This is a genomic window from Microbacterium sp. NRRL B-14842 (assembly GCF_050470785.1).
Map to the genome: position 1 here is coordinate 1 of NZ_JBFLUM010000044.1, position 18246 is coordinate 18246.

The 18246-nt window shown below is 71.1% G+C and carries 15 protein-coding genes and 4 pseudogenes; 10 read left to right on the forward strand and 9 right to left on the reverse strand.

Going from position 1 to position 18246, the window contains the following annotated elements; genetic code table 11:
• Both AB1285_RS21115 and AB1285_RS21120 read right to left on the reverse strand, forming a co-directional pair.
• The coding region (locus AB1285_RS21115; RefSeq protein ID WP_429977828.1) for an FUSC family protein at nucleotides 1–555 on the reverse strand (555 nt) is incomplete at its 3' end.
• Nucleotides 552–884: a hypothetical protein gene (locus AB1285_RS21120; protein WP_429977829.1), complete on the reverse strand. Its 333-nt coding sequence runs from the start codon at nucleotides 882–884 to the stop codon at nucleotides 552–554. The genes AB1285_RS21120 and AB1285_RS21115, both read right to left, overlap by 4 nt.
• Nucleotides 885–1410: 526 nt before the next feature.
• Here AB1285_RS21120 and AB1285_RS21125 point away from each other — a divergent pair.
• The 3 genes and pseudogenes from AB1285_RS21125 to AB1285_RS21135 all read left to right on the forward strand — a co-directional run bounded on the left by AB1285_RS21125 (nucleotide 1411) and on the right by AB1285_RS21135 (nucleotide 2954).
• On the forward strand, nucleotides 1411–1743 hold the full coding sequence (locus AB1285_RS21125; RefSeq protein WP_429977830.1) for a hypothetical protein: 333 nt from the start codon (nucleotides 1411–1413) through the stop codon (nucleotides 1741–1743).
• A gap of 39 nt (nucleotides 1744–1782) precedes the next feature.
• Nucleotides 1783–2397: a DUF1684 domain-containing protein gene (locus tag AB1285_RS21130; protein WP_366237079.1), complete on the forward strand. Its 615-nt coding sequence runs from the start codon at nucleotides 1783–1785 to the stop codon at nucleotides 2395–2397.
• Nucleotides 2394–2954: pseudogene (locus tag AB1285_RS21135) on the forward strand (dihydrofolate reductase family protein). Before AB1285_RS21130 ends, AB1285_RS21135 begins: the two are co-directional and overlap by 4 nt.
• A gap of 25 nt (nucleotides 2955–2979) precedes the next feature.
• On the opposite strand, the pseudogene AB1285_RS21140 reads toward AB1285_RS21135, so the two are convergent.
• Nucleotides 2980–5052 (reverse strand): annotated as a pseudogene (locus AB1285_RS21140) (MMPL family transporter).
• Nucleotides 5053–5346: 294 nt separating this feature from the next.
• Here AB1285_RS21140 and dcd point away from each other — a divergent pair.
• Together dcd and AB1285_RS21150 are read left to right on the forward strand one after the other, a co-directional pair.
• Nucleotides 5347–5951, forward strand: a pseudogene (gene dcd / locus AB1285_RS21145) (dCTP deaminase).
• A gap of 1 nt (nucleotide 5952) precedes the next feature.
• The gene (locus tag AB1285_RS21150; protein ID WP_187662671.1) at nucleotides 5953–6426 is read left to right on the forward strand and encodes a hypothetical protein; all 474 of its coding nucleotides are present in this window, start codon (nucleotides 5953–5955) and stop codon (nucleotides 6424–6426) included.
• 225 nt (nucleotides 6427–6651) lie between these two features.
• Here AB1285_RS21150 and AB1285_RS21155 read toward each other — a convergent pair whose 3' ends face one another.
• A complete protein-coding gene (locus tag AB1285_RS21155; RefSeq protein ID WP_429977831.1) occupies nucleotides 6652–7359 on the reverse strand; it encodes an alpha/beta hydrolase in 708 nt (235 codons plus the stop codon).
• A gap of 72 nt (nucleotides 7360–7431) precedes the next feature.
• Between AB1285_RS21155 and AB1285_RS21160 the strand changes: the two genes are divergently transcribed.
• Nucleotides 7432–8079, forward strand: coding sequence for a TetR family transcriptional regulator C-terminal domain-containing protein (locus tag AB1285_RS21160; protein ID WP_370428273.1), 648 nt, complete (start codon nucleotides 7432–7434; stop codon nucleotides 8077–8079).
• Between the two features lie 658 nt (nucleotides 8080–8737).
• Here the strand turns inward: AB1285_RS21160 and AB1285_RS21165 are convergent.
• Complete coding sequence (locus AB1285_RS21165) at nucleotides 8738–9517, reverse strand: MarR family winged helix-turn-helix transcriptional regulator (protein WP_370428274.1); 780 nt, start codon at nucleotides 9515–9517, stop codon at nucleotides 8738–8740.
• Between the two features lie 126 nt (nucleotides 9518–9643).
• Here AB1285_RS21165 and AB1285_RS21170 point away from each other — a divergent pair, with 126 nt between their 5' ends.
• Complete coding sequence (locus tag AB1285_RS21170; RefSeq protein WP_232089121.1) at nucleotides 9644–10201, forward strand: MarR family winged helix-turn-helix transcriptional regulator; 558 nt, start codon at nucleotides 9644–9646, stop codon at nucleotides 10199–10201.
• A gap of 6 nt (nucleotides 10202–10207) precedes the next feature.
• Here AB1285_RS21170 and AB1285_RS21175 read toward each other — a convergent pair whose 3' ends face one another.
• From AB1285_RS21175 to AB1285_RS21190, 4 genes are all read right to left on the reverse strand, one after another.
• On the reverse strand, nucleotides 10208–11125 hold the full coding sequence (locus tag AB1285_RS21175) for a cation diffusion facilitator family transporter (protein ID WP_187662667.1): 918 nt from the start codon (nucleotides 11123–11125) through the stop codon (nucleotides 10208–10210).
• A gap of 132 nt (nucleotides 11126–11257) precedes the next feature.
• On the reverse strand, nucleotides 11258–12664 hold the full coding sequence (locus tag AB1285_RS21180) for an MFS transporter (protein ID WP_187662666.1): 1407 nt from the start codon (nucleotides 12662–12664) through the stop codon (nucleotides 11258–11260).
• 73 nt (nucleotides 12665–12737) lie between these two features.
• Nucleotides 12738–13250, reverse strand: coding sequence for a DUF3253 domain-containing protein (locus AB1285_RS21185; RefSeq protein ID WP_187662665.1), 513 nt, complete (start codon nucleotides 13248–13250; stop codon nucleotides 12738–12740).
• Between the two features lie 297 nt (nucleotides 13251–13547).
• Nucleotides 13548–14444 (reverse strand): Lrp/AsnC family transcriptional regulator, encoded by an 897-nt coding sequence (locus AB1285_RS21190; protein WP_187662664.1) that lies wholly within the window; start codon nucleotides 14442–14444, stop codon nucleotides 13548–13550.
• Nucleotides 14445–14744: 300 nt separating this feature from the next.
• Here AB1285_RS21190 and AB1285_RS21195 point away from each other — a divergent pair, with 300 nt between their 5' ends.
• From AB1285_RS21195 to AB1285_RS21205, 3 genes and pseudogenes are all read left to right on the forward strand, one after another.
• Nucleotides 14745–16007, forward strand: a complete 1263-nt coding sequence (locus AB1285_RS21195; protein WP_429977833.1) for an MFS transporter — start codon at nucleotides 14745–14747, stop codon at nucleotides 16005–16007.
• A gap of 297 nt (nucleotides 16008–16304) precedes the next feature.
• Nucleotides 16305–17716 (forward strand): annotated as a pseudogene (locus tag AB1285_RS21200) (amidohydrolase).
• A 10-nt stretch (nucleotides 17717–17726) separates the two neighbouring features.
• A partial coding sequence (locus tag AB1285_RS21205) for a thiamine pyrophosphate-binding protein (protein ID WP_429977832.1) occupies nucleotides 17727–18246 on the forward strand: 520 nt, incomplete at its 3' end.

The window sequence follows — 18246 nt, forward strand, 5'->3', positions numbered from 1 at the left end:
GAGGGCCAGCGGGGTGACGAACACCATCGCGATGCCGTAGTTGCGGCCGATGAACAGTTCCGCCGTCCCCTGCAGGACCACGACGACGGCGATCACGGCGAGAGGCGGCATGTCGAGAGCGAGGATCCCGGCGGCCACCAGCACGCCGAGCAGCGTGCCGACGAGGCGCTGGATGCCGCGGATCACGCGGGCGTTGAGCTGCGCGCCGCTGACCGCCGCCACCGCGCCGACCGCCGCCCAGTACCAGTGAGTGCCGCCGAGGAGCAGGCCCACGACTCCGGCACCGACGATCGCGACGGCGACCGAGGCGGCCATCTCGGCGGCGACCGGGCCCACGGACGGGCGCCGTCGCGGCGGCGCCTCCGCCGTGCTCCGGGTGACCACGGCGACGAGGGCGGTGAGCGCGAGGCCGAAGAGCACGCTCGCCCCGCCGACGAGCAGGACCGCGCCGAAGGAGGCGCCGGTGGCAGGGATGGTCGCGCACGCGCCGGTCGCGAAGACCGTGAACAGTGGACCGGGCGGGTGCCACTGCAGGACGTAGGCGAGGAGCGTCACGCCGCAGCGACGAGTGCGACGACGACGATGCTCAGCACGGCGGGGGCGGCGAGGACCGACAGCGCCGTGCCGATCAGCATCGCGAGGAGCAGTACGCCTCCGGCACTCGCCTGCATGCGGATCCGGTCGCGGAAGACGTCGTGCCGACCGTAGAGCGCGGCGAAGGCGCCGAAGCTCGCATAGATGCTGAGGTCGAGCCGGCCGACCGCCCACAGGACGACCAGTGGCACGGCGACGCTCACCGCGGCGCGCAGGGCCACCCGGTGATCGCCGCGGTGCGGGCCGACGCGGAGGACCCCCGTCCACACCCGTCCCTGCGATTCCGTCACCGATCAAGCCTACGTCCGTCACCCGGCACCGATGTGCGAGGGTGGAGGAGATGACCACTCCGTCTCCGCCGCGCCGCACCCTCCTCGTCGGCTTCGGGAAACTCGGCGCCCGGCTCGCCCCGCTGCTCCTCGCGGGACGGAGGCGCCGTCGTGGCCCTCCGCCGCAGTGTCGGAGCGGTCCCGGACGGTGTGCAGGCGCTCACCGCCGACCTCGCCGCCCCGCTCACGGGTCCGCTGCCCGAGGTCGACGCGATGGTGGTGACGCTGCCACCCGGGCCGGACGTGTCGTCGTACCGCACGGCGCTCTCGCACCTCGCGGCGGCGTTGCCGTCCCCGCCCGCGCGGACGCTCTTCGTCTCGTCGACCGGGGTGTTCGACGGCGCCGGTGGCGCCGAGCCGGTGACCGAGCGGGTCGAGCCGGTGCCCACCACGGATCGCGGCCGCGGTCTGCGCGACGGAGAGCGCGCGGCCGTCGAGCTCTTCGACGCGGTGGTCGTGCGCCCCGCGGGCATCTACGGTCCCGGGCGTGAGTTCCTCCTCCGGAAGGTCAGGGAGGGGGCTCCGGTGGCCCACCGTCCGCCGCACGAACCGGATCCACGAGACCGACCTGGTGCGCGCTCTCGACCTGCTGCTGCGGACGCCGGAGCCCCCGGCGCTCGTGCACGCCGTCGACCGGGCGCCCGCTCCTCTGGGAGACGTCATGACCTTCTCGCCGACCGCCTCGGTCTGCCGGTACCGCCCGACGACGGCAGTGCGCCGAGCGGCTTCGTCTACGACGGCACGCTCTTGCGTTCGTTCTCGGGACCTCGCGTACCCGACGTACGAGGACGGGTACACGGAGATGATCGACCGGAGCTGAGGCATTCCGGGCGTCCGTCGTCCGGCGTACCGTGGGCGCATGACGAATGCGCAGACGGCTGTCGAGGTCGTCGACTGGCGGCGGCGGGTGTTCGCCCTGTACGAAGCGGTGCGGCGGGCCGACTCCCCGGAGGAGGCGCACGAGCTGTGGCGGATCGAGCGCGACGAGCTGCTGCTGCGGCACCCGGCGACGCCCCTCCTCTCGCAGGACAGGGCGCTGTTCGAGGGGCTGCCGATCGCCTCGTACGACCCTTCCTGGCGGTTCGAGCTCCCGATCCTCGACACGGATCCGGCCACGTTCGAGTTCGCGACGGGGACGGATGGCGTCGTGCCGTTCGAGCGCGTCGGCGTCGTGGAGATCCCTGACGTCGGGTCTCTCGACGTGTGGCGGCTCGCCTCCTACGGCGGCGGTCTGTTCGTGCCGGTGCGGGATGCCTCCGCCGGGCAGAGCGGGGGGACGTACGGCGGCGGGCGCTACCTCATCGACACGATCAAGGGTGCCGACCTCGGGGCCGACCCACGCCGCGGCACGATCGTGCTCGACTTCAATTTCGCGTACAACCCGTCGTGCGCCTACGACCCGGCGTGGGCGTGCCCGCTGGCGCCACCCGGCAACGTGCTGACGGTGCCGATCCCGGTCGGAGAGCTCCGATGAGGCCGCTGCGGTACGCGATCAACGTGACACTCGACGGCTGCTGCCATCACGAGGCGGGGCTCCCGCCGGATGAGGAGTCGATGCGCTTCTGGACCTCGGAGCTGGAGCGCGCCGACGCCCTGCTCTACGGACGGGTGACGTACGACATGATGCGGGCCGCGTGGCGCCGTCCGGAATCCGGGGTCTGGCCGGACTGGATGGAGGAGTGGGAGACACCCTTCGCCGAGGTCATCGATGGCATGCCGAAGCACGTGGTCTCGGCGACGCTCGATGCCGTCGACTGGAACGCGGACCTCGTGCGCGGCGATCTCTCGGAGGCGGTTGCGGCAGCTGAAGGATGAGCCGGGGGCGGGCCTGTCGGTCGGTGGAGTGACCCTGCCCGCGAAACTCGCGGACCTCGGGTTGATCGACGAGTACGTGTTCGTGGTGCATCCGGTCGTCGCGGGGCACGGCCCTCGGCTGCTCGACGCGTGCACGAGTGTCTTCGGCTCGAACTCGTGGAGCGGCGGGAGTTCCGCTCCGGTGCCGTCATGCAGCGGTATCGTCCGGTGGCCTGAGCGGGTGCACCGGTCTCCACCGTGATCACCTCGCGTCAGCGACGCGTCCGGAGGCAGGTCGCCCCGGCCACCAGATGCGGTCGCCGACGAGCGCGAAGAGTGCCGGGACGATCACGGTCCTGACCACCAGGGTGTCGACGATCACGCCCACGCCGACGATCAGCCCGAGCTGTCCGAGGGTCACCAGTGGCAGGACGCCGAGCCCTGCGAACACGGCGGCGAGGACGATGCCCGGCGCTCGTGATGACGCCGCCGGTGTGGGCGACCGCTTCCACCATGCCCACCCGCGTGCCCCGCAGCGCCGCTTCGGTCCGCGCACGGTGGACGAGGAAGATCGTGTAGTCGATGCCGAGGGCGACCAGGAACAGGAAGGCCAGCAGCGGCAACCGGGAGATCGAGCGCGTGCTGTCCGAACAGCACGCGACTGAGCCAGGCCCCGGCGCCGATGGCGGCATACGGCGCTCGCCACATTGACGGCGAGCAGCAGCAGCGGGGCGACGAACGACCGCAGCAGGAACACGAGCACCAGGAAGCTCACCGCCAGGACGAGAGGCACCACGACGCCGAGGTCCGCGAGGTTCCCGGCACGGGCGTCGAGATCCGTCGCCACCGCACCGCCGACGACCCGCCCCGGCCCCCGGGACAGCGTGCACGGCATCGCGGAGTCCGGTGATCTGGGCGAGGCCTCTCTCGGTGCTGGGCGCATACTCGCTGGTCACCAGGATCTTCGTGAGCCTCTCATCATCCGTCCTCCCGACAGGAGTGGCGCGGACGATGCCCTCCACGTCGCGCGCCGCAGTGAGGACGGCTTCGGCTTCGCCGCTGTCCGTGACGATGAGGATCGGCTGCGCCTCTCCCGCCGGGAAGTGGTTCGAGAGCACCTCGAGACCCGTCGCGGACTCGGACGGGACCCGGAACTTGTCGACCTGGTCGAGCCCGACGGTCGTCCCGACGAGGCCGACCGTCATCACGGCCAGCAGGGCCGCACCCCCGAGGAGGCTCCCGACCGCCGGCTCACGACGCGCGTCGCGATCGTCCGCCACACCCCGCCGCGCCGTGCGGCAGCTCCGGGACGAGGGACGAACGGCCAGAACACGTTCCGTCCGCACACCGCCAGCAGGGGAGGCAGCAGGAAGAGGACGGACGCCAGGGCGACCAGCAGGCCGATCGCGGAGGAGACGCCGAGCCCGTGCGTGCCGGGGATCACCGCGAGGACGAGCGTCAAGAGTGCGAGGACGACGGTGAGGTTCGAGGCGAGGATCGCCGGAGCGGTCCGCCGCCACGCGGTGCTGAGCGCCCGGCGATGGCTTGTGGTGGTGGCGAGCTCTTCCCGGTACCTCGAGATCAGGAGGAGGGCGTAGTTGGTCCCGGCGCCGAAGACGAGGACGCTGATGATCCCGGCGTCGAACTGCAGGTCCCACGCGGAACCGGCAGCCGCGGTCAGGCGGCCGGCGAGTCCGTCGGCCAGGCCGACGGCGGCGAGCGGCAGCAGCCACAGCACCGGTGACCGGTACGTGACGATGAGGAGTACCGCGACGATCAGGATGGTCACGAGCAGCAGGGTGAAGTCGGCCCCTTCGAAGGAGGCGGCGATATCGGCGCCGAACGCCGGGCCCCCGGTCACGAGCAGGGTCATCCCATCCGGGGCGTGCTCGTCGATGTCGGCGCGGAGCGCCGAGATCACGGCGGCGGTGTCGGTGCTCGTCTGACCGACCGCGATCGGCGTCACCAGAACTGCGGCCTTCTCGTCCTCGCTCACGAGAGGCCCGGTCGGATCCGCGTCCGCGTGCGTGCCGAGCACCGGGAGGAGACTTTCGAGGGCGTCGACGTCCTGTGCCGAGAGCGTCGCGCCGTCGTTGCGCGACGCGACCACGATCACGGACTGGCGATCCGCGTTCGGGAACTCGGCCAGCAGGGCGCTCGCTCGCGCCGACTCCGATCCCGCGGGGGCCTGCTCGTTGCCGGCCGGGGCCTTCGCCGACCCGAACAGGCCGAAGAGAGCCGTCATGATCAGGAGGACCACGCCGAGCATGATCCATGCGCCGCCACGGGAGGTCATCCACTCGGGAAAGCGCCGAAGAGCGCGAGAATGTGCCATACCTGTCACTCCACCAGGAGCGTCGTGCGGCGACATCGTCAAGACGATGGAGGGAAGTCTCCCTCTTTCGATGGATGCCGGCCGGTCAGCGAGGGGGACGCCGAACCGGTCGCGTCGAGGCGAGGATCAGAGATGTGGAGGGGCTGACGGGAATCGAACCCGCGCTGTCTGCTTGGGAAGCAGAAGTTCTACCATTGAACTACAGCCCGCACCCGCCCGAGAGCAGGTGGAGCAAGCCTACCTGTCGCGGGCCGGATGGCCAAAGCGCGGGTCGCTCGTGACTAGGCTTGTGCCGTGCTTCTCAGCGATCGCGATATCAGAGCAGAACTCGCCTCCGGCCGCGTCGGCCTGGAACCGCATGCGCCGGAGATGATCCAGCCGTCGAGCATCGATGTGCGCTGGACCGCTACTTCCGCCTCTTCGACAATCACAAGTACCCGTTCATCGATCCCTCGGTCGATCAGCCCGAGCTCACACGGCTGATCGAGGTCGACCCGGACGAGCCCTTCATCCTGCACCCCGGCGAGTTCGCGCTGGGGGCCACGTTCGAGCAGGTCACCCTGCCGGACGACATCGCCGCGCGGCTGGAAGGAAGTCGTCGCTCGGTCGCCTCGGGCTCATCACCCACTCGACCGCCGGCTTCATCGACCCGGGTTTCTCTCCGGGCACGTGACCCTGGAGCTCGCGAACGTGGCGACGCTGCCGATCAAGCTGTGGCCCGGCATGAAGATCGGGCAGCTCTGCTTCTTCCGGCTCACGTCGCCGGCGGAGAACCCGTACGGCTCCGGTCCTACGGCAACCGCTACCAGGGCCAGCGCGGACCGACGGCGTCCCGCTCCTTCCAGAACTTCCACCGCACGGACGTGGGTGTGACCGACATCGGAGCCGTCGGAGGCTGACATGAGCGACGCGAGCGGGACCACCCCCGACGAGCCTGGGGCGCCGTACGAGGCAGTGCCGCCGGACGCGGCGGGACCGGAGATCGCTCCCGCCGATGCGGTGATCCCGTCCGCCGATGACGTGATCCCGCCCCCGCCACCGGAGACGCCGATTCCGGAGGGGCTGCTGGCGACGCCGGACGCTGCAGACGATGTGCTTCCGGCCCCGACCCGTCGCTCGGAACGATCCCGTCCGACGCCCGCGATCCTCCAGGGTGAGCAGCCCGCGGCGGCCGCCGACGACTGGGCGCAGCGATCGATCGCGCCGGAGGTCGCCGACACCGGGAGCTACCGGGTGCTCGCCGTCGTGGTCTTCGTCGTGCTGTTCCTGCTGCTCGCGGCGGCCGTGGTGACGCTCGTGGTGCTGATCACCACTGTCGGGCTGCCGTTCGCGGCGGCCGGCCCGGACGCGGGCTTCCTGCCGATTCGGGTGTAGCGCTGCGGAGGGCGGCGGCCCGGTCTGCCGCTGCGGCGTCGGTGGCTGCCCGTCCCGTCGCGGTGCCGAGTGCATCGACGGCGTCGAGCCCTCCGGTCACGAGGGCGACCACCGCATCGAGGGTCGGGTCCGCCGACAGCACTTTCGTATGGCCGAGACCCACGGTGCGGACGAGGCGGGAGCGGCCGCGGTGGGCGGCGTGCAGCCTGAGGGTGTCCTGGTCGGTCATCCGGCGGTCGCCCCGATCGTGCACGAGGAGCAGCGCGGTGTCGGCGGGCAGAGGATCCGCTGGCCGCATCGTATCGCTCGGCGGCGGAGGCGGAATCGAGGCCGAGTCGGCGGTGGAAGCGGGTGCGGAGCCGTTCCGCGGTGGCGGGGTCGAGGCGGAGGTCGTGCGCGAACTGGGCGAGGAAAGCCTCGGAGCCGCGGCACCGGCGACGACGGCGACGGCGGGGACCGGCCGGACGTCCGGGCGACGGTCAGTGCCGCGAGACCCCCGAAGGAGTGGCCGATGAGGGCGGAGAAGGGGCCGTGGGTGTGTTCCAGCTCCTGCGCGGCCTCGACCCAGTCGCGGATGTCGGTCCTCCGCCCGCCGGAGGAGCCGTGGGCCGGAGCGTCGAAGGCGACGACCCGGAGCCCCTCAGCGACGAGCTCCCGCACGAGTGGCGCGAACTGCGAGGCGCGGCCACGCCAGCCGTGCAGAAGCAGCACGGTGGGCGGACCCCCGCCCCACGTGTAGGTCGTGACGGGGATGTCGCGCACGAGGATGCTCCCGCGGCGGGCGGCCTCATGGGTCGCGGCGTCGGCGGCACGCACGGCCATCCGCGGGCGGGTGGAGAAGAACAGCCGGTATGCGAGGTCGCCGGCGAGGCGGGGAGTGACACGTCCCACAGCGGGGAGGGTGCGGACGAGGAGGGTGGACGCGGACGGCATGGGGGCTCCTTCACCGAACTATACGAACGATCATCCGTATAGTAGGCGAACGATCGTTCGTATACTAGGGCTATGACGGACACGGTGATGCAGGACGGTCGGCGGGCGCGGGGCGATGCCTCCCGCCGCATCGTGCTGGAGAGTGCGACCGACCTCGCCTCCGTCGAGGGGTTGGACGGCGTGACGATCGGGCGCCTCGCCGCGGCCTCGGGGTCGAGCAAGAGCAGCATCGCGACGCTGTTCCAGAGCAAGGAGGGCCTGCAGCTCGCGACGGTCGCCGCCGCTCGGAACATCTTCGTCGCGCGGATCATCGAGCCTGCCCGCGCCCAGCCGAGAGGAGCGCATCGCCTGGCCGCGCTCCTCCACAATGCCTTGGTCTACTCGAAGGACCGCGTCTTCACGGGCGGCTGCTTCTTCGCGGCGACTGCGGCGGACGTCGACTCCAAGCCCGGCCCCGTGAGCGATGCCGTGCAGGCAGCCCTCGTCGACTGGTACGGGTACATCGAGGCGCAGCTGCGGTTTGCCGCGGCGGAGGGCGAGGTCGACGCGGCCGACGTCGAGGTCCTGGCCTTCGAGCTCGTCGCCCTCAATGAGCAGGCCAACGCGCGGTCGCTCCTCCTGCGGAGCGACAAGCCGTACGGGCTCGCGGTGGCCGCCATGCGCGCACGCCTCCGTGACGCCGGTGCCCCCGACACCGCCCTCGCTCTCCTCGCCCTCTAGCCCCATCCCGCGGCCGGGGCCCCATTCCCCCTACGGGATCACGAACGCCCCGCAATCCCGCTTCGAAGGCCCCCTTCTGCTCCCGTCCGACGGCCGGGTCTGCCCCCTTCGCGTGCGGGATGAGAATCGGGCCCCGAGATCCGCCGGAAGGGGCGTTTCTGATCCCCGTTCGACGGTCGGGGCCCTGCCGTCTTGCGTGCGGGGTGAGAAATGGGCCGCGAGGCGCGACGGGGGGGGCCGTTCCTGATCCACGCACGTGCCTTCCCTGTACTTGTCACCTCGGGCCCTTGCGCATGCACCGGGCGCCTCGTCCCCGCTCCCTCCGCGCCGCTTGCCTGGATCACCGGGCGGGATCGAGAACGTGCCGCTGAGCTGTTCGGGAGGGGCGATTCTGATCTCGTTCGGAGAGTGGGTGCTCGCGTCGCCGAGGTGTGGGATCGAGAATGTGCCCCGGAACGGCTTGGGAGGCGCGACTCTGATCCCGTCTCGGCTCAGGGCGCTTCGCCCGCGTCCTCACCTCGGGTCGCACTGGGGTGCGGGTGGGGGATTGGGAAAGTGCCGCGGGGGCGCCCGAAGGTGCGGAAGTGATCCCGGTTCCGGTTTCGCGAAGCGCAAAGCGCCTCACCCGGGAGTCGGGTGAGGCGCTTGAGGGGGACGGTCAGGCGGCGTGGCCGTGGCGGAATCCGGCGTCGAAGCCGCGCTCGAATGCGCGCTCCGCCATCCGCTGCGCCCGATGGCCGTGGCCGTGGCCGTGGCCGCGATGCGCGTGACCGTGATCGCGGTGTGCGTGACCGTCGTGGTGACCGCGTCCGCGGTACCCGCCGTCCTCCTCGCCATCGTGACGGTCGAAGCCGTGCCGGGGCTCGAAGTCCCCGTGTCCGAAGCCGTGTCCGGCACCGAAGCCGTGCCGGGGCTCGAAGTCCCCGGGTCCGAAGCCGTGTCCGGGTCCGAAGCCGTGCCCGTGCCCGTGCCGGCGGCCGAATCCGTGCCGGGGGCCGAAGCCGAACCCGGGACGCCGCTTCCGGGGGAGAGGAGTCTCCTCGTCCCAGTCGAAGGCGCGAGCGATCTTCTCGAGTGCAGCGAGGGTCGTCGCCATCTCCTCGTCGGAGACGGCGCCGGCGACCTTCGCGCGGATGCTGTCGACGGCGGCGCCGAGACGTTCCTTCGCCGCGCGGCCTTCCTCGGTGAGTGTCCACCCGTCGCCGTCCGCTTCGACCCAGCCGCGGTCGACGAGGTCGTGCAGCTTGTGCGGGTTCAGCGGGCGGCGCGAGGGCGCCGAGCCGTCGACGACGTTCAGCAACCGCCAGTCGCGACGGGTCGCGCCCTCCGCGGCGAAGGCGGTGGCGAATTCCTGGGCCATCAGGCGATCCACGGCCTTGAGCCAGTAGCCGAACGGACGGGAGCTGTTGTCAGAGGTGTTGTCTGTCGTGGTGTTCATGGTGATCCTTCATGGTCTGTGGTGCACCGATGACGGATGTCATCCGACATATCAATGTCAGTGTGCATGTGCATGCAGTGTGACATGGATGGGAGACGCATGTCAAGCTGCATGTAAAATCGGGGCATGGCCACCGATCCGATCGACCCCGCGTCCCCCGACGCCGCCGAAGCGATCGCGCAGGCGCTCTCCCGACTGCGCGGACGCCGCCCCGGACCCGGCGGTCGCGAGCACGGCGGGCCGCACGGTGCACACGGTCACGGCCCTCACGGCGACCCGCACGAGCACTTCGCTCACCATCGTGGTCACCCGGGGATGCCGCCCTGGATGGCCGACGGCGGCCGCCTCGGCGGACCGGCCCGTCTCCGCATGCTCGAGGCGCTCGCCGCCGCGCCGGAGCCCCTGAGCGTGAGCGCGCTCGGGCAGGCGATCGGCGTGGATCAGCCGCGGGCGTCCCGGCTCGTGCAGCAGGGCGTGCAGGCCGGGTTCGTGCGGCGCGAGGCCGATCCGGACGACGCCCGCCGCACCCGCATCGCGTTGACCGAGGAGGGCCGGCGGCTCGCCCGCGGGATGCGGGGGGAACGCCGCGAGATGCTCGGCCGCGCGCTGGAGTCCTTCACCGAGGAGGAGCGCACCGAGCTCGCGCGGCTGCTCACCAAGCTCGCCGACAACTGGCGCGCCTGACCGGCCTCACACCCGAGCGAAATCCAGCGAGGTCTCGTCGTCCACCGAGAGCGACAGCACGACGGTCTCGACAGCATCGTGGGCCTCGATCCGCCGCTCCACCTCCCGCAGCCGCCGGGCCACGTCGTGCTCGCGCGCATCGCCCGCGAGGTCGACCTCGGCGACGAGGAACAGGCGATTCGGCCCCACGTACTCGATGTGCAGGTAGGTGACCCGCTCGATCTCGTCCATGCCGAGGAGGGCCGTGCCCACCCGCGAGCGCAGTGCGGGGGACACCGACGTGCCCACGAGGAACGCGATGTTCCGCCCGATCAGAATCACGGCGACGACGCCGAGCAGGATCCCGACGAGGATCGACCCGATCGCATCCCACGCGGCGACGCCGGTGAGCTGGTGCAGGAGGATCGATCCGCCCGCCAGCACGAGGCCGATGAGGGCGGCGGAGTCCTCGAAGAACACCGCCCGGAGCGTGGTGTCGCTCGTCTCGAGCACGAAGTCCCACGTGGAGGACCCGCGTTCCTTGGCCAGCCGACGGGAGCGGACCATCGCCTGCGTGAACGACGCCCCCTCCAGCACGAAGGCGATGCCCAGCACGACATAGGCGACGACCGGGCTCTCCACGGGGCCGGTGTCGGACAGCTCCTGGATCCCGTGCATGATCGACACGATCGAACCGGCGGTGAAGATGCCGAACGCGGCGATGAGAGACCAGACGAACGCGTTGCGGCCGTAGCCGAGCGGATGCCGGGCGTCCTTGGTCTTCGCGCCGCGCCGGTCGGCGATGAGCAGGAAGATCTCGTTCCCCGCGTCGGCCCAGGAGTGCGCGGCCTCCGCGACCATCGACGCGGACGAGGTGATGACGGCGGCGACCGTCTTCGCGATCGCGACGAGGATGTTGGCGAGGAAGGCGAGGACGACGGTCACCGGGTCAGGCTACTCCCGCCGGCCCCGCTCTTTCGCCGGGCACAGCTTCGGAGCCCCGCCGCGACTCGCCGCCGTCAGGGCCCGACGGCCGGCGTGTCGGCTCCGAGGTCCGAAGTCGTGCACGGAGCGGACTCAGCGCGGTGCCTTCACGGGCAGCAGGAGGAGGAACCCGATGATGAGCACGATGACGATGCCGAGGATGCCGTAGGCGGTCTGGCTCGTGGCGACGATCAGCACGGTCCAGGCGGCCGAGGCCATCCAGCTCGCCGCCCTGCCCGTCGTGGCGTAGAGGCCGAAGATCTCGCCTTCCCGTCCGGCCGGTGTGACGCGGGCGAGGAAGGACCGTGCCGCTGCCTGCGCCGGTCCCACGAAGGCGCAGAGGACGAGGCCGCCGATCCAGAACACGAGGGACCCGGCGTCGCGCAGCAGGAACACCGCGAGTCCGGCGACGATCATCGACCCGATCGAGCCGAGGATGATCCGCTTGGGGCCGAGGCGGTCGTCGAGGCGTCCCGCGATGATGGTCGAGACACCGGCGACGAGGTTCGCGGCGATGCCGAAGACGATGATGTCCTGGGTGCCGAACCGGAACACCGCGGTGCCGATGATGGCGCCGAACGCGAAGACGCCGCCGAGACCGTCGCGGAACACGGCGCTGGCGAGCAGGTACCAGAACGTCGACCGGGTTTGCGGGTCGCGGTAGAGGCCGATCACGTCCTGCACGAGCACGGCGTACGAACGGAAGAACCCGACCTTGCGCTCCGGCCGCCCGAGGGACGGCTCCGGCACGTTGAGGAAGATCGGGATGCTGAAGACGATCGCCCAGACCGCGCACCCCACCGCGATGAGCCGGTACGCGAGGCCGTTGTCGGTGGACATCCCGAACCAGTCGAAGGTGTCCAGCAGGACGACGATGACGAGGGCGATGATCCCGCCGAGGTAGCCGAAGCCCCAGCCGAGTCCGGAGATGCGGCCGACGTTCTTCGGGTTCGCGATGCCGATGAGCATGGCGTTGGAGTTCACCGCGGCGATCTCGCCGAACACGGAGCCGGCGGAGATCAGCGCGACGCCGAGCCAGAACAGGGCCGGCTGCGGCTCCACGAACCACAGCCCCAGCATGCAGAGGATGAGGGCGCCGGTGCCGATGCCCAGCCAGAGCTTCTGTCGTCCGGCCGCATCCGCGCGCTGACCGAGGACGGGGGCGAGCAGGAGGATGCCGAGGGCGGCGATCGTCGAACCCAGTCCGAGACCGGAGGCGAGGTCAGCCTCCGCGGCGACGCGGACCGGGTCGCTCGGGTCGAGGGCGGCGACCTCCGGCGGCAGGAATGAGGCGCTGACGAGGTACAGCGCGGTGAAGACGAACGTGAGGATGACGGTGTTGAACGGCTGCGTCGCCCAATCCCACAGCGCCCAGGAGTACACCTGTTTGCGGGGTGCGGGGGTGTCTCCGCGCAGTTCGAGTCCGACGACGGCAACGGCGCCGCTGTTCGCTGTCGCCACGGGCTCGGGGGCGCCCGCGGCGGGATCGGGTGAGGTCATGCTCGAAGTCTGGCCGCGGACGGTGAACGGCCGGTGACGGCGCGCCGTCACCGGCCCCGAGCGCGAGGCGGGGTCAGAGGGCGGGACCGCGACGGATCCGCACGGGTCCGCGGGCGTCGGCGATCCGGACCGGTTCACCCTTCTGCGTGACGACCACCACGTCGCGGGAGGCGAGGTCCGCCGCGACACGGCGGACGTCGGGCATCCGGTCGCGCCATGCCTCGCCGCCGACCGCGCGGGCGACGTCGCTCGGGCAGATCGACGAGTCGGTGCGCTTCCTGGTGAGGGCGCGCATCGTCGCGGCGATCCGCTCCTCCGCCTGGGCTGCGGAGGGCTCCTCCCACCACGGCGCCCCCCGCTCGCCGAGGGCGGTCTTCGCATCCTGCACGCGACCGCGGGCGTCGGGCTCCGCGTTCTTGACCGCGCGCCGCGCGGCCATCAGCTCGTCCACGAGCTCCTGTCGCAGGTTCTCGGGGATCGACGGATCGGTGGCGCGCCACCGCCGGCCGTTCACGACGATGTGATGCCCGTCCGCCGCGCGCTCCGGTCCGGCCCCGTCGACGCTTCCGGTCTCCTCATCCGCCATGCCGCCATCCTCCGCCGTGCCCTCCACTTTTCCCATCCCCTTGACGCCCCACCCCCCCACCCCCCACCGCCCCCGCCGCCCCCGCGCCTCGTTCCGGCTCACTAACGCTCCGAAAACCCGCCCCCCAGGTTCGGAATCCATCTCCCGCCGAGGACCTCTCCCGACGGGAGTGCGAAAACGTGCCGCGAGCGCGACGGGGAGGAACGCTTTCGATCCCGGGACGGGCGGGACCGGACGGAGCGAGACGTATGAGGATGGGGACCGGGACGGGTCGGGACGGGTTGGGACGGGAGGAGCTCAGTCCGTCCGGAGGGGGCGGAGGGTGCGGGCGTAGTCCTCCTTGAGCACCGCGAGGTGCAGCCACGCCTCGATCCGGGTCACGCCGGGGAGGGCGCGCAGCCGCTCGAGACTTGCGTACAGGGCTCCGGCGGAGGGCTCGACGAGGGTCGCGACGGCGTCGAACCGACCGAGCGTCCGCGCGGCGAAGTCGACGCCGCGCCCCCGCCGCAGTTCGTCGATCACGGCCTCGTCGTCGTCTCCGAGCGTCATGCCCACGCCCATCGAGAGCTGTCGATGCGCGAGCCCGCGGGCCTCCACGGCGCTGATCTTGATGACCCCGGCGTCGATGAGGCGCTGCACCCGGGTGGCGACAGCACTGGGGGAGAGTCGCACCTGCTCGCCGAGCGCGCGGAAGCTCATCCGTCCGTCGGTCTGCAGGAGTTCGATGAGAGCCTCGTCGATCCCGTCGAGCGTCACCCCGCCGTGGTACTCCGAGACGAAGAACCCCTTGATCACGGTCGAGTAGATGATGGTGTTGATGTCGAGCACCCCGGCGCTCCCGCGGATGCGCGCGAGCAGGTCGTGGAGCTCCGACATCGACCCCACCCGCACCTCCGTGACGATGTCGTGCGCGCCGCCGACCGCCGACACCAGCACGGTCTCGGACATGTCGCGCAAGTGCTCGGCGACCACCTCGACGGCGCCGTCGGTCCGGATCGACACGTGTGCGAGGACGTGCTGGCCGAGGAACACCGGGTCGACGGCCGCGACCACTCGCACCGTGCGGTCGCCGAGCAGGGTGCGCAGGCGTGCCGCCACGATGGCGCGGGACTGGCCGACGCGCTCGGCGAGGGAGAGGATGCTGGCGCGGCCGTCCTCCTGCAGCGCCCGGATGAGTTCCGCGTCGAAGTCCATGTCCGATCCGATTCCGTCGATTTCCCCGCAGTGCACGGTCGTCCGTGCAGAACCTCAGCGTAGAGCGCGTCGAGGCAGAGAGGAAGGCCCGCTGTGCGCGGTACTGTCGACAGACCTCCAGTGAATGACGCGTACGGCTGGAGTTCTGCCCTTGCTCACGGTGCTCCACGTCCGTAGCATCCTTCGCTATCCGACACCATCCGCGAAGGAGCGGGTCCATGACCACTACCCCCACCCCCCGAAGCGGCGTCCACAGCCGCGCACAGCCGCGCCGGCATCGCCGCCTTCGTCGGCACCACCATCGAGTGGTACGACTTCTACGTCTACGCCACGGCCGCCGCCCTCGTCTTCGGCCCGCTGTTCTTCCCGAGTGACGACCCCCTGGCCGAGACCGCCGCGGCCTTCGCGACGTTCGCGGTCGCCTTCCTCGTCCGCCCCCTCGGCGGCATCGTCTTCGGGCACATCGGCGACAAGCTCGGCCGGCGTGTCTCGCTCGTCATCACGCTGCTGCTGATGGGCGCGGCGACCGTCCTCGTCGGCTGCCTCCCGACGTACGAGAACATCGGCATCCTCGCGCCCATCCTCCTCATCCTGCTCCGCGCCATCCAGGGCCTCGCGGTCGGCGGCGAATGGGGCGGCGCGGTGCTCATGAGCGTCGAGCACGCTCCCGAGAAGTCGAAGACCTTCTACGGCGGCTTCACCCAGCTCGGCAACCCGGCCGGTGCCCTCCTCGCCTCCGGCATCTTCGCGATCATGGCCCGCGGCGGCGACACGTTCATCATCGACGGCGGCTGGCGCATCCCGTTCCTGCTGTCCATCGTGCTGATCGCCGTCGGCCTCTGGGTCCGGTATCGCGTCGAGGAGTCGCCGGTCTTCGAGGAGAAGATCGAGGGTCGCAAGCAGTCCATGCCGCTGGCCTTCGCCCTCCGTGTCAACTGGAAGCCGATCCTCCTCGGCATCGGCATCCTGCCCATCTCCACCGGCGGCTACTACCTGGCCACCACCTTCGCCACCGCCTACGCGACCGGCGAGCCCATCGCGATCAGCGAGCAGGTCATCCTCGACGCGATGACCCTGGCCTCGTTCGTGGAGTTCGTGGTGACGCTGCCGGTCGCCTGGCTCGGCGACAAGTGGGGCCGCAAGAACGTCATGTACATCGGTCTCATCACCTCCGTGCTGACCTTCGCGCCCTTCCTGCTGCTGATGCCCGGACGCGTGGAGCCGTTGATCTTCCTCTTCGCCTCGCTGGTGCGCATCGCGATGAGCGCGACCTACGCGCCGATCGCGGCGATCCTCGCGCAGATGTTCCGTCCGCAGGCCCGCTACACGTCGATCGCGCTGGCCTACGGTGTCGGAGCTGCGATCTGGGCCGGGTTCTCGCCCTGGTTCGCCACCCAGCTCATCGCCTGGACCGGGAGCGTCTGGTCGGTCATCGCGATGTTCGTGGGCATGGCGGTCATCGCCGGGATCTGCACGCGCCTCGCGCCGCAGCACTCCGACGAGGCTCCGGTCACGGCCTCGTTCACCGCCCGAACCGACACCACGGCGAACCGCCTGCCCTGACCGGCCCCTTCCCCGTACGACACCACCGCGAACAGGCTCCCCATGAGAAAGCTCACTCCCTTCGACCGCTCGGCCCAGGCCGCTCCCGCCCTCATCACCGCGCGGGCGATCCACACGGCGGACGCCTCCGACACGACGGCGACCGCGATGCTGACCGACCGGGGGCGCATCGTCGCCCTCGGCACGGCGGCGGCGTGCGAGGACGTGGCGGCGCGGGCGGGCCTCACCCCGGAGCGCGTCGACCTGGGGGAGGCGGTCGTCGTCCCCGGCTTCGTGGACGCACACGCGCATCCGCTGATGTTCGGGCAGATGATGACGTGGGTGGACTGCGGCCCCGAGAAGGCGGGGAGCATCCCGGAGATCGTGGCCCTGCTGAAGGCCGCGGCCGCCGACCTCCCCGCCGGACGCCCGGTTCGCGGCTACGGCTACGAGCAGCGCAACCTCGCCGAGAAGCGGCATCCCACCCGCTTCGAGCTCGACGAGGTGGCCGCCGACCGCGAGGTGTACCTCATGAACGCCTCCGGTCACGGCGGCGTGGTGAACTCGTACACGCTCGACCTCAACGGCGTCGACCGGGACACCCCGAACCCGGACGGCGGCGAGTTCTTCCGCGACGCCGATGGTGAGCTGACGGGTGAACTCTCGGATGCGGCGTGCAACATCCTCACCGGCGTACACGGGGTGAAGATCGGCCATCACGGCCCGAACTTCCACCTCGCGGACGAGCCGGAGGAGCACCTGCGGCAGCTCGACGCGGCGACGCAGCGGTTCCTCGCGGGCGGCGTCACCTCGATCGGCGACTGCCAGGTCACGCGGCGCGAGTTCGACATGTACCTGCGGCTGGCCGAGGCCGGGCGGCTCGAGCTTCGGGTGTCGATGTATCTGCTGTCGCACCTGCTCGACGAGGCGCTGGAGATGGGGCTGGTCGGGCAGTTCGGCAACGCGCACCTGAGCTTCGCCGGCATCAAGTTCTACGCCGACGGCACCCTCGGCGGCTGGACCGCGTACTTCCCGGACGGCTACGTCGGCGACCCCTGCCGCACCGGCCAGCTCTACCACGAGCCCGCCGACTACGCGGAGCTCATCCGCAAGGCGCATGCGGCCGGGCTGCAGACCGCGACGCACGCCCAGTCGCCCACCGCGATCGAGATGGTCGTGTCGGCGGTCGAGGCGGCCCTTGCGGAGCGTCCGGACGCCGACGCCCGGCACCGCATCGAGCACTGCGGCCTGCCCACGCCCGCACAGATCGAGCGGATGGCGGTCGCCGGCATCCGTCCCGTCAACCAGACCCAGCACTACTTCAACTGGGGCGAGGGTGTGGAGGAGGCCATCGGCACCCCCGGCGAGCGCTTCAACCCCCTCGGGGAGTTCGAGCGCGCCGGCGTGCCCATGACGATCTCCTCGGATGCCCCGGTCGCCGAGCCCATCCCCCTGAGGCGATCCAGACCGCGGTCACCCGGGTCACTCGTCGCGGACACCAGCTCGGCCCGGACGACCTGCGCATCTCCGCGATCGCGGCGCTCCGAGCGCACACGATCGAGGGCGCGGTGTCGATCGGACGGGAGGACGACCTCGGCTCGCTGGAGCCGGGCAAGTACGCCGACTTCGCGGTGCTCTCGGGCGACCCGCTCGCGGTGCCTGCCGAGGAGATCGCCGCGATCGAGGTCCGTGAGACCTGGGTCGACGGCGTCCGTCGCCACGCGATGTGAGGATGACACGATGAGCACCGACATCAGCGGAGACGACCGGTACGCCGACACCGCGGGCCGCGCGGTCCTGGAGACCATCCGCGGCTACGGGGTCACTGCGATCTTCGGCATCCCCGGCACGCACAACCTGGAGTTCTACCGCCCCCTCGCCGACCTCGGCATCCGCGCCGTGACGAACCGCCATGAGCAGGGATCGGGGTACGGCGCCGACGGCTGGTCCCAGCAGACCGACCTTCCCGGTGTGGTGATCACCACCTCCGGTCCCGGCCTGCAGAACGCGATGAGCGCCATCGGCACCGCGTTCTGCGAGTCGCGACCACTCATCGTCCTGTCCCCGGGCGTGCCGCTCGGGGCGGAGTTCGCCGACGTCGGCACGTTGCACGAGACGAAGGACTCCACGGCCATGGTCGGTGCGATCGCCGAGTGGTCGCGGCGGGTGTCGTCCGCGGCGGAGGCGGTGCAGGCCGTGCACGACGCGTTCCACCTCTTCCGAACCGGCCGCCCCCGACCCGTGCACATCGAGATCCCGC

Excerpts from the sequence above, each read along its gene's own strand:
- AB1285_RS21130 (WP_366237079.1), top strand. The coding sequence starts at position 1,783 with ATGACGAATGCGCAGACGGCTGTCGAGGTCGTCGACTGGCGGCGGCGG.
- AB1285_RS21150 (WP_187662671.1), top strand. The coding sequence starts at position 5,953 with ATGAGCGACGCGAGCGGGACCACCCCCGACGAGCCTGGGGCGCCGTAC.
- AB1285_RS21155 (WP_429977831.1), bottom strand. The coding sequence starts at position 7,359 with ATGCCGTCCGCGTCCACCCTCCTCGTCCGCACCCTCCCCGCTGTGGGA.
- AB1285_RS21160 (WP_370428273.1), top strand. The coding sequence starts at position 7,432 with ATGACGGACACGGTGATGCAGGACGGTCGGCGGGCGCGGGGCGATGCC.
- AB1285_RS21165 (WP_370428274.1), bottom strand. The coding sequence starts at position 9,517 with ATGAACACCACGACAGACAACACCTCTGACAACAGCTCCCGTCCGTTC.
- AB1285_RS21170 (WP_232089121.1), top strand. The coding sequence starts at position 9,644 with ATGGCCACCGATCCGATCGACCCCGCGTCCCCCGACGCCGCCGAAGCG.
- AB1285_RS21180 (WP_187662666.1), bottom strand. The coding sequence starts at position 12,664 with ATGACCTCACCCGATCCCGCCGCGGGCGCCCCCGAGCCCGTGGCGACA.
- AB1285_RS21185 (WP_187662665.1), bottom strand. The coding sequence starts at position 13,250 with ATGGCGGATGAGGAGACCGGAAGCGTCGACGGGGCCGGACCGGAGCGC.
- AB1285_RS21190 (WP_187662664.1), bottom strand. The coding sequence starts at position 14,444 with ATGGACTTCGACGCGGAACTCATCCGGGCGCTGCAGGAGGACGGCCGC.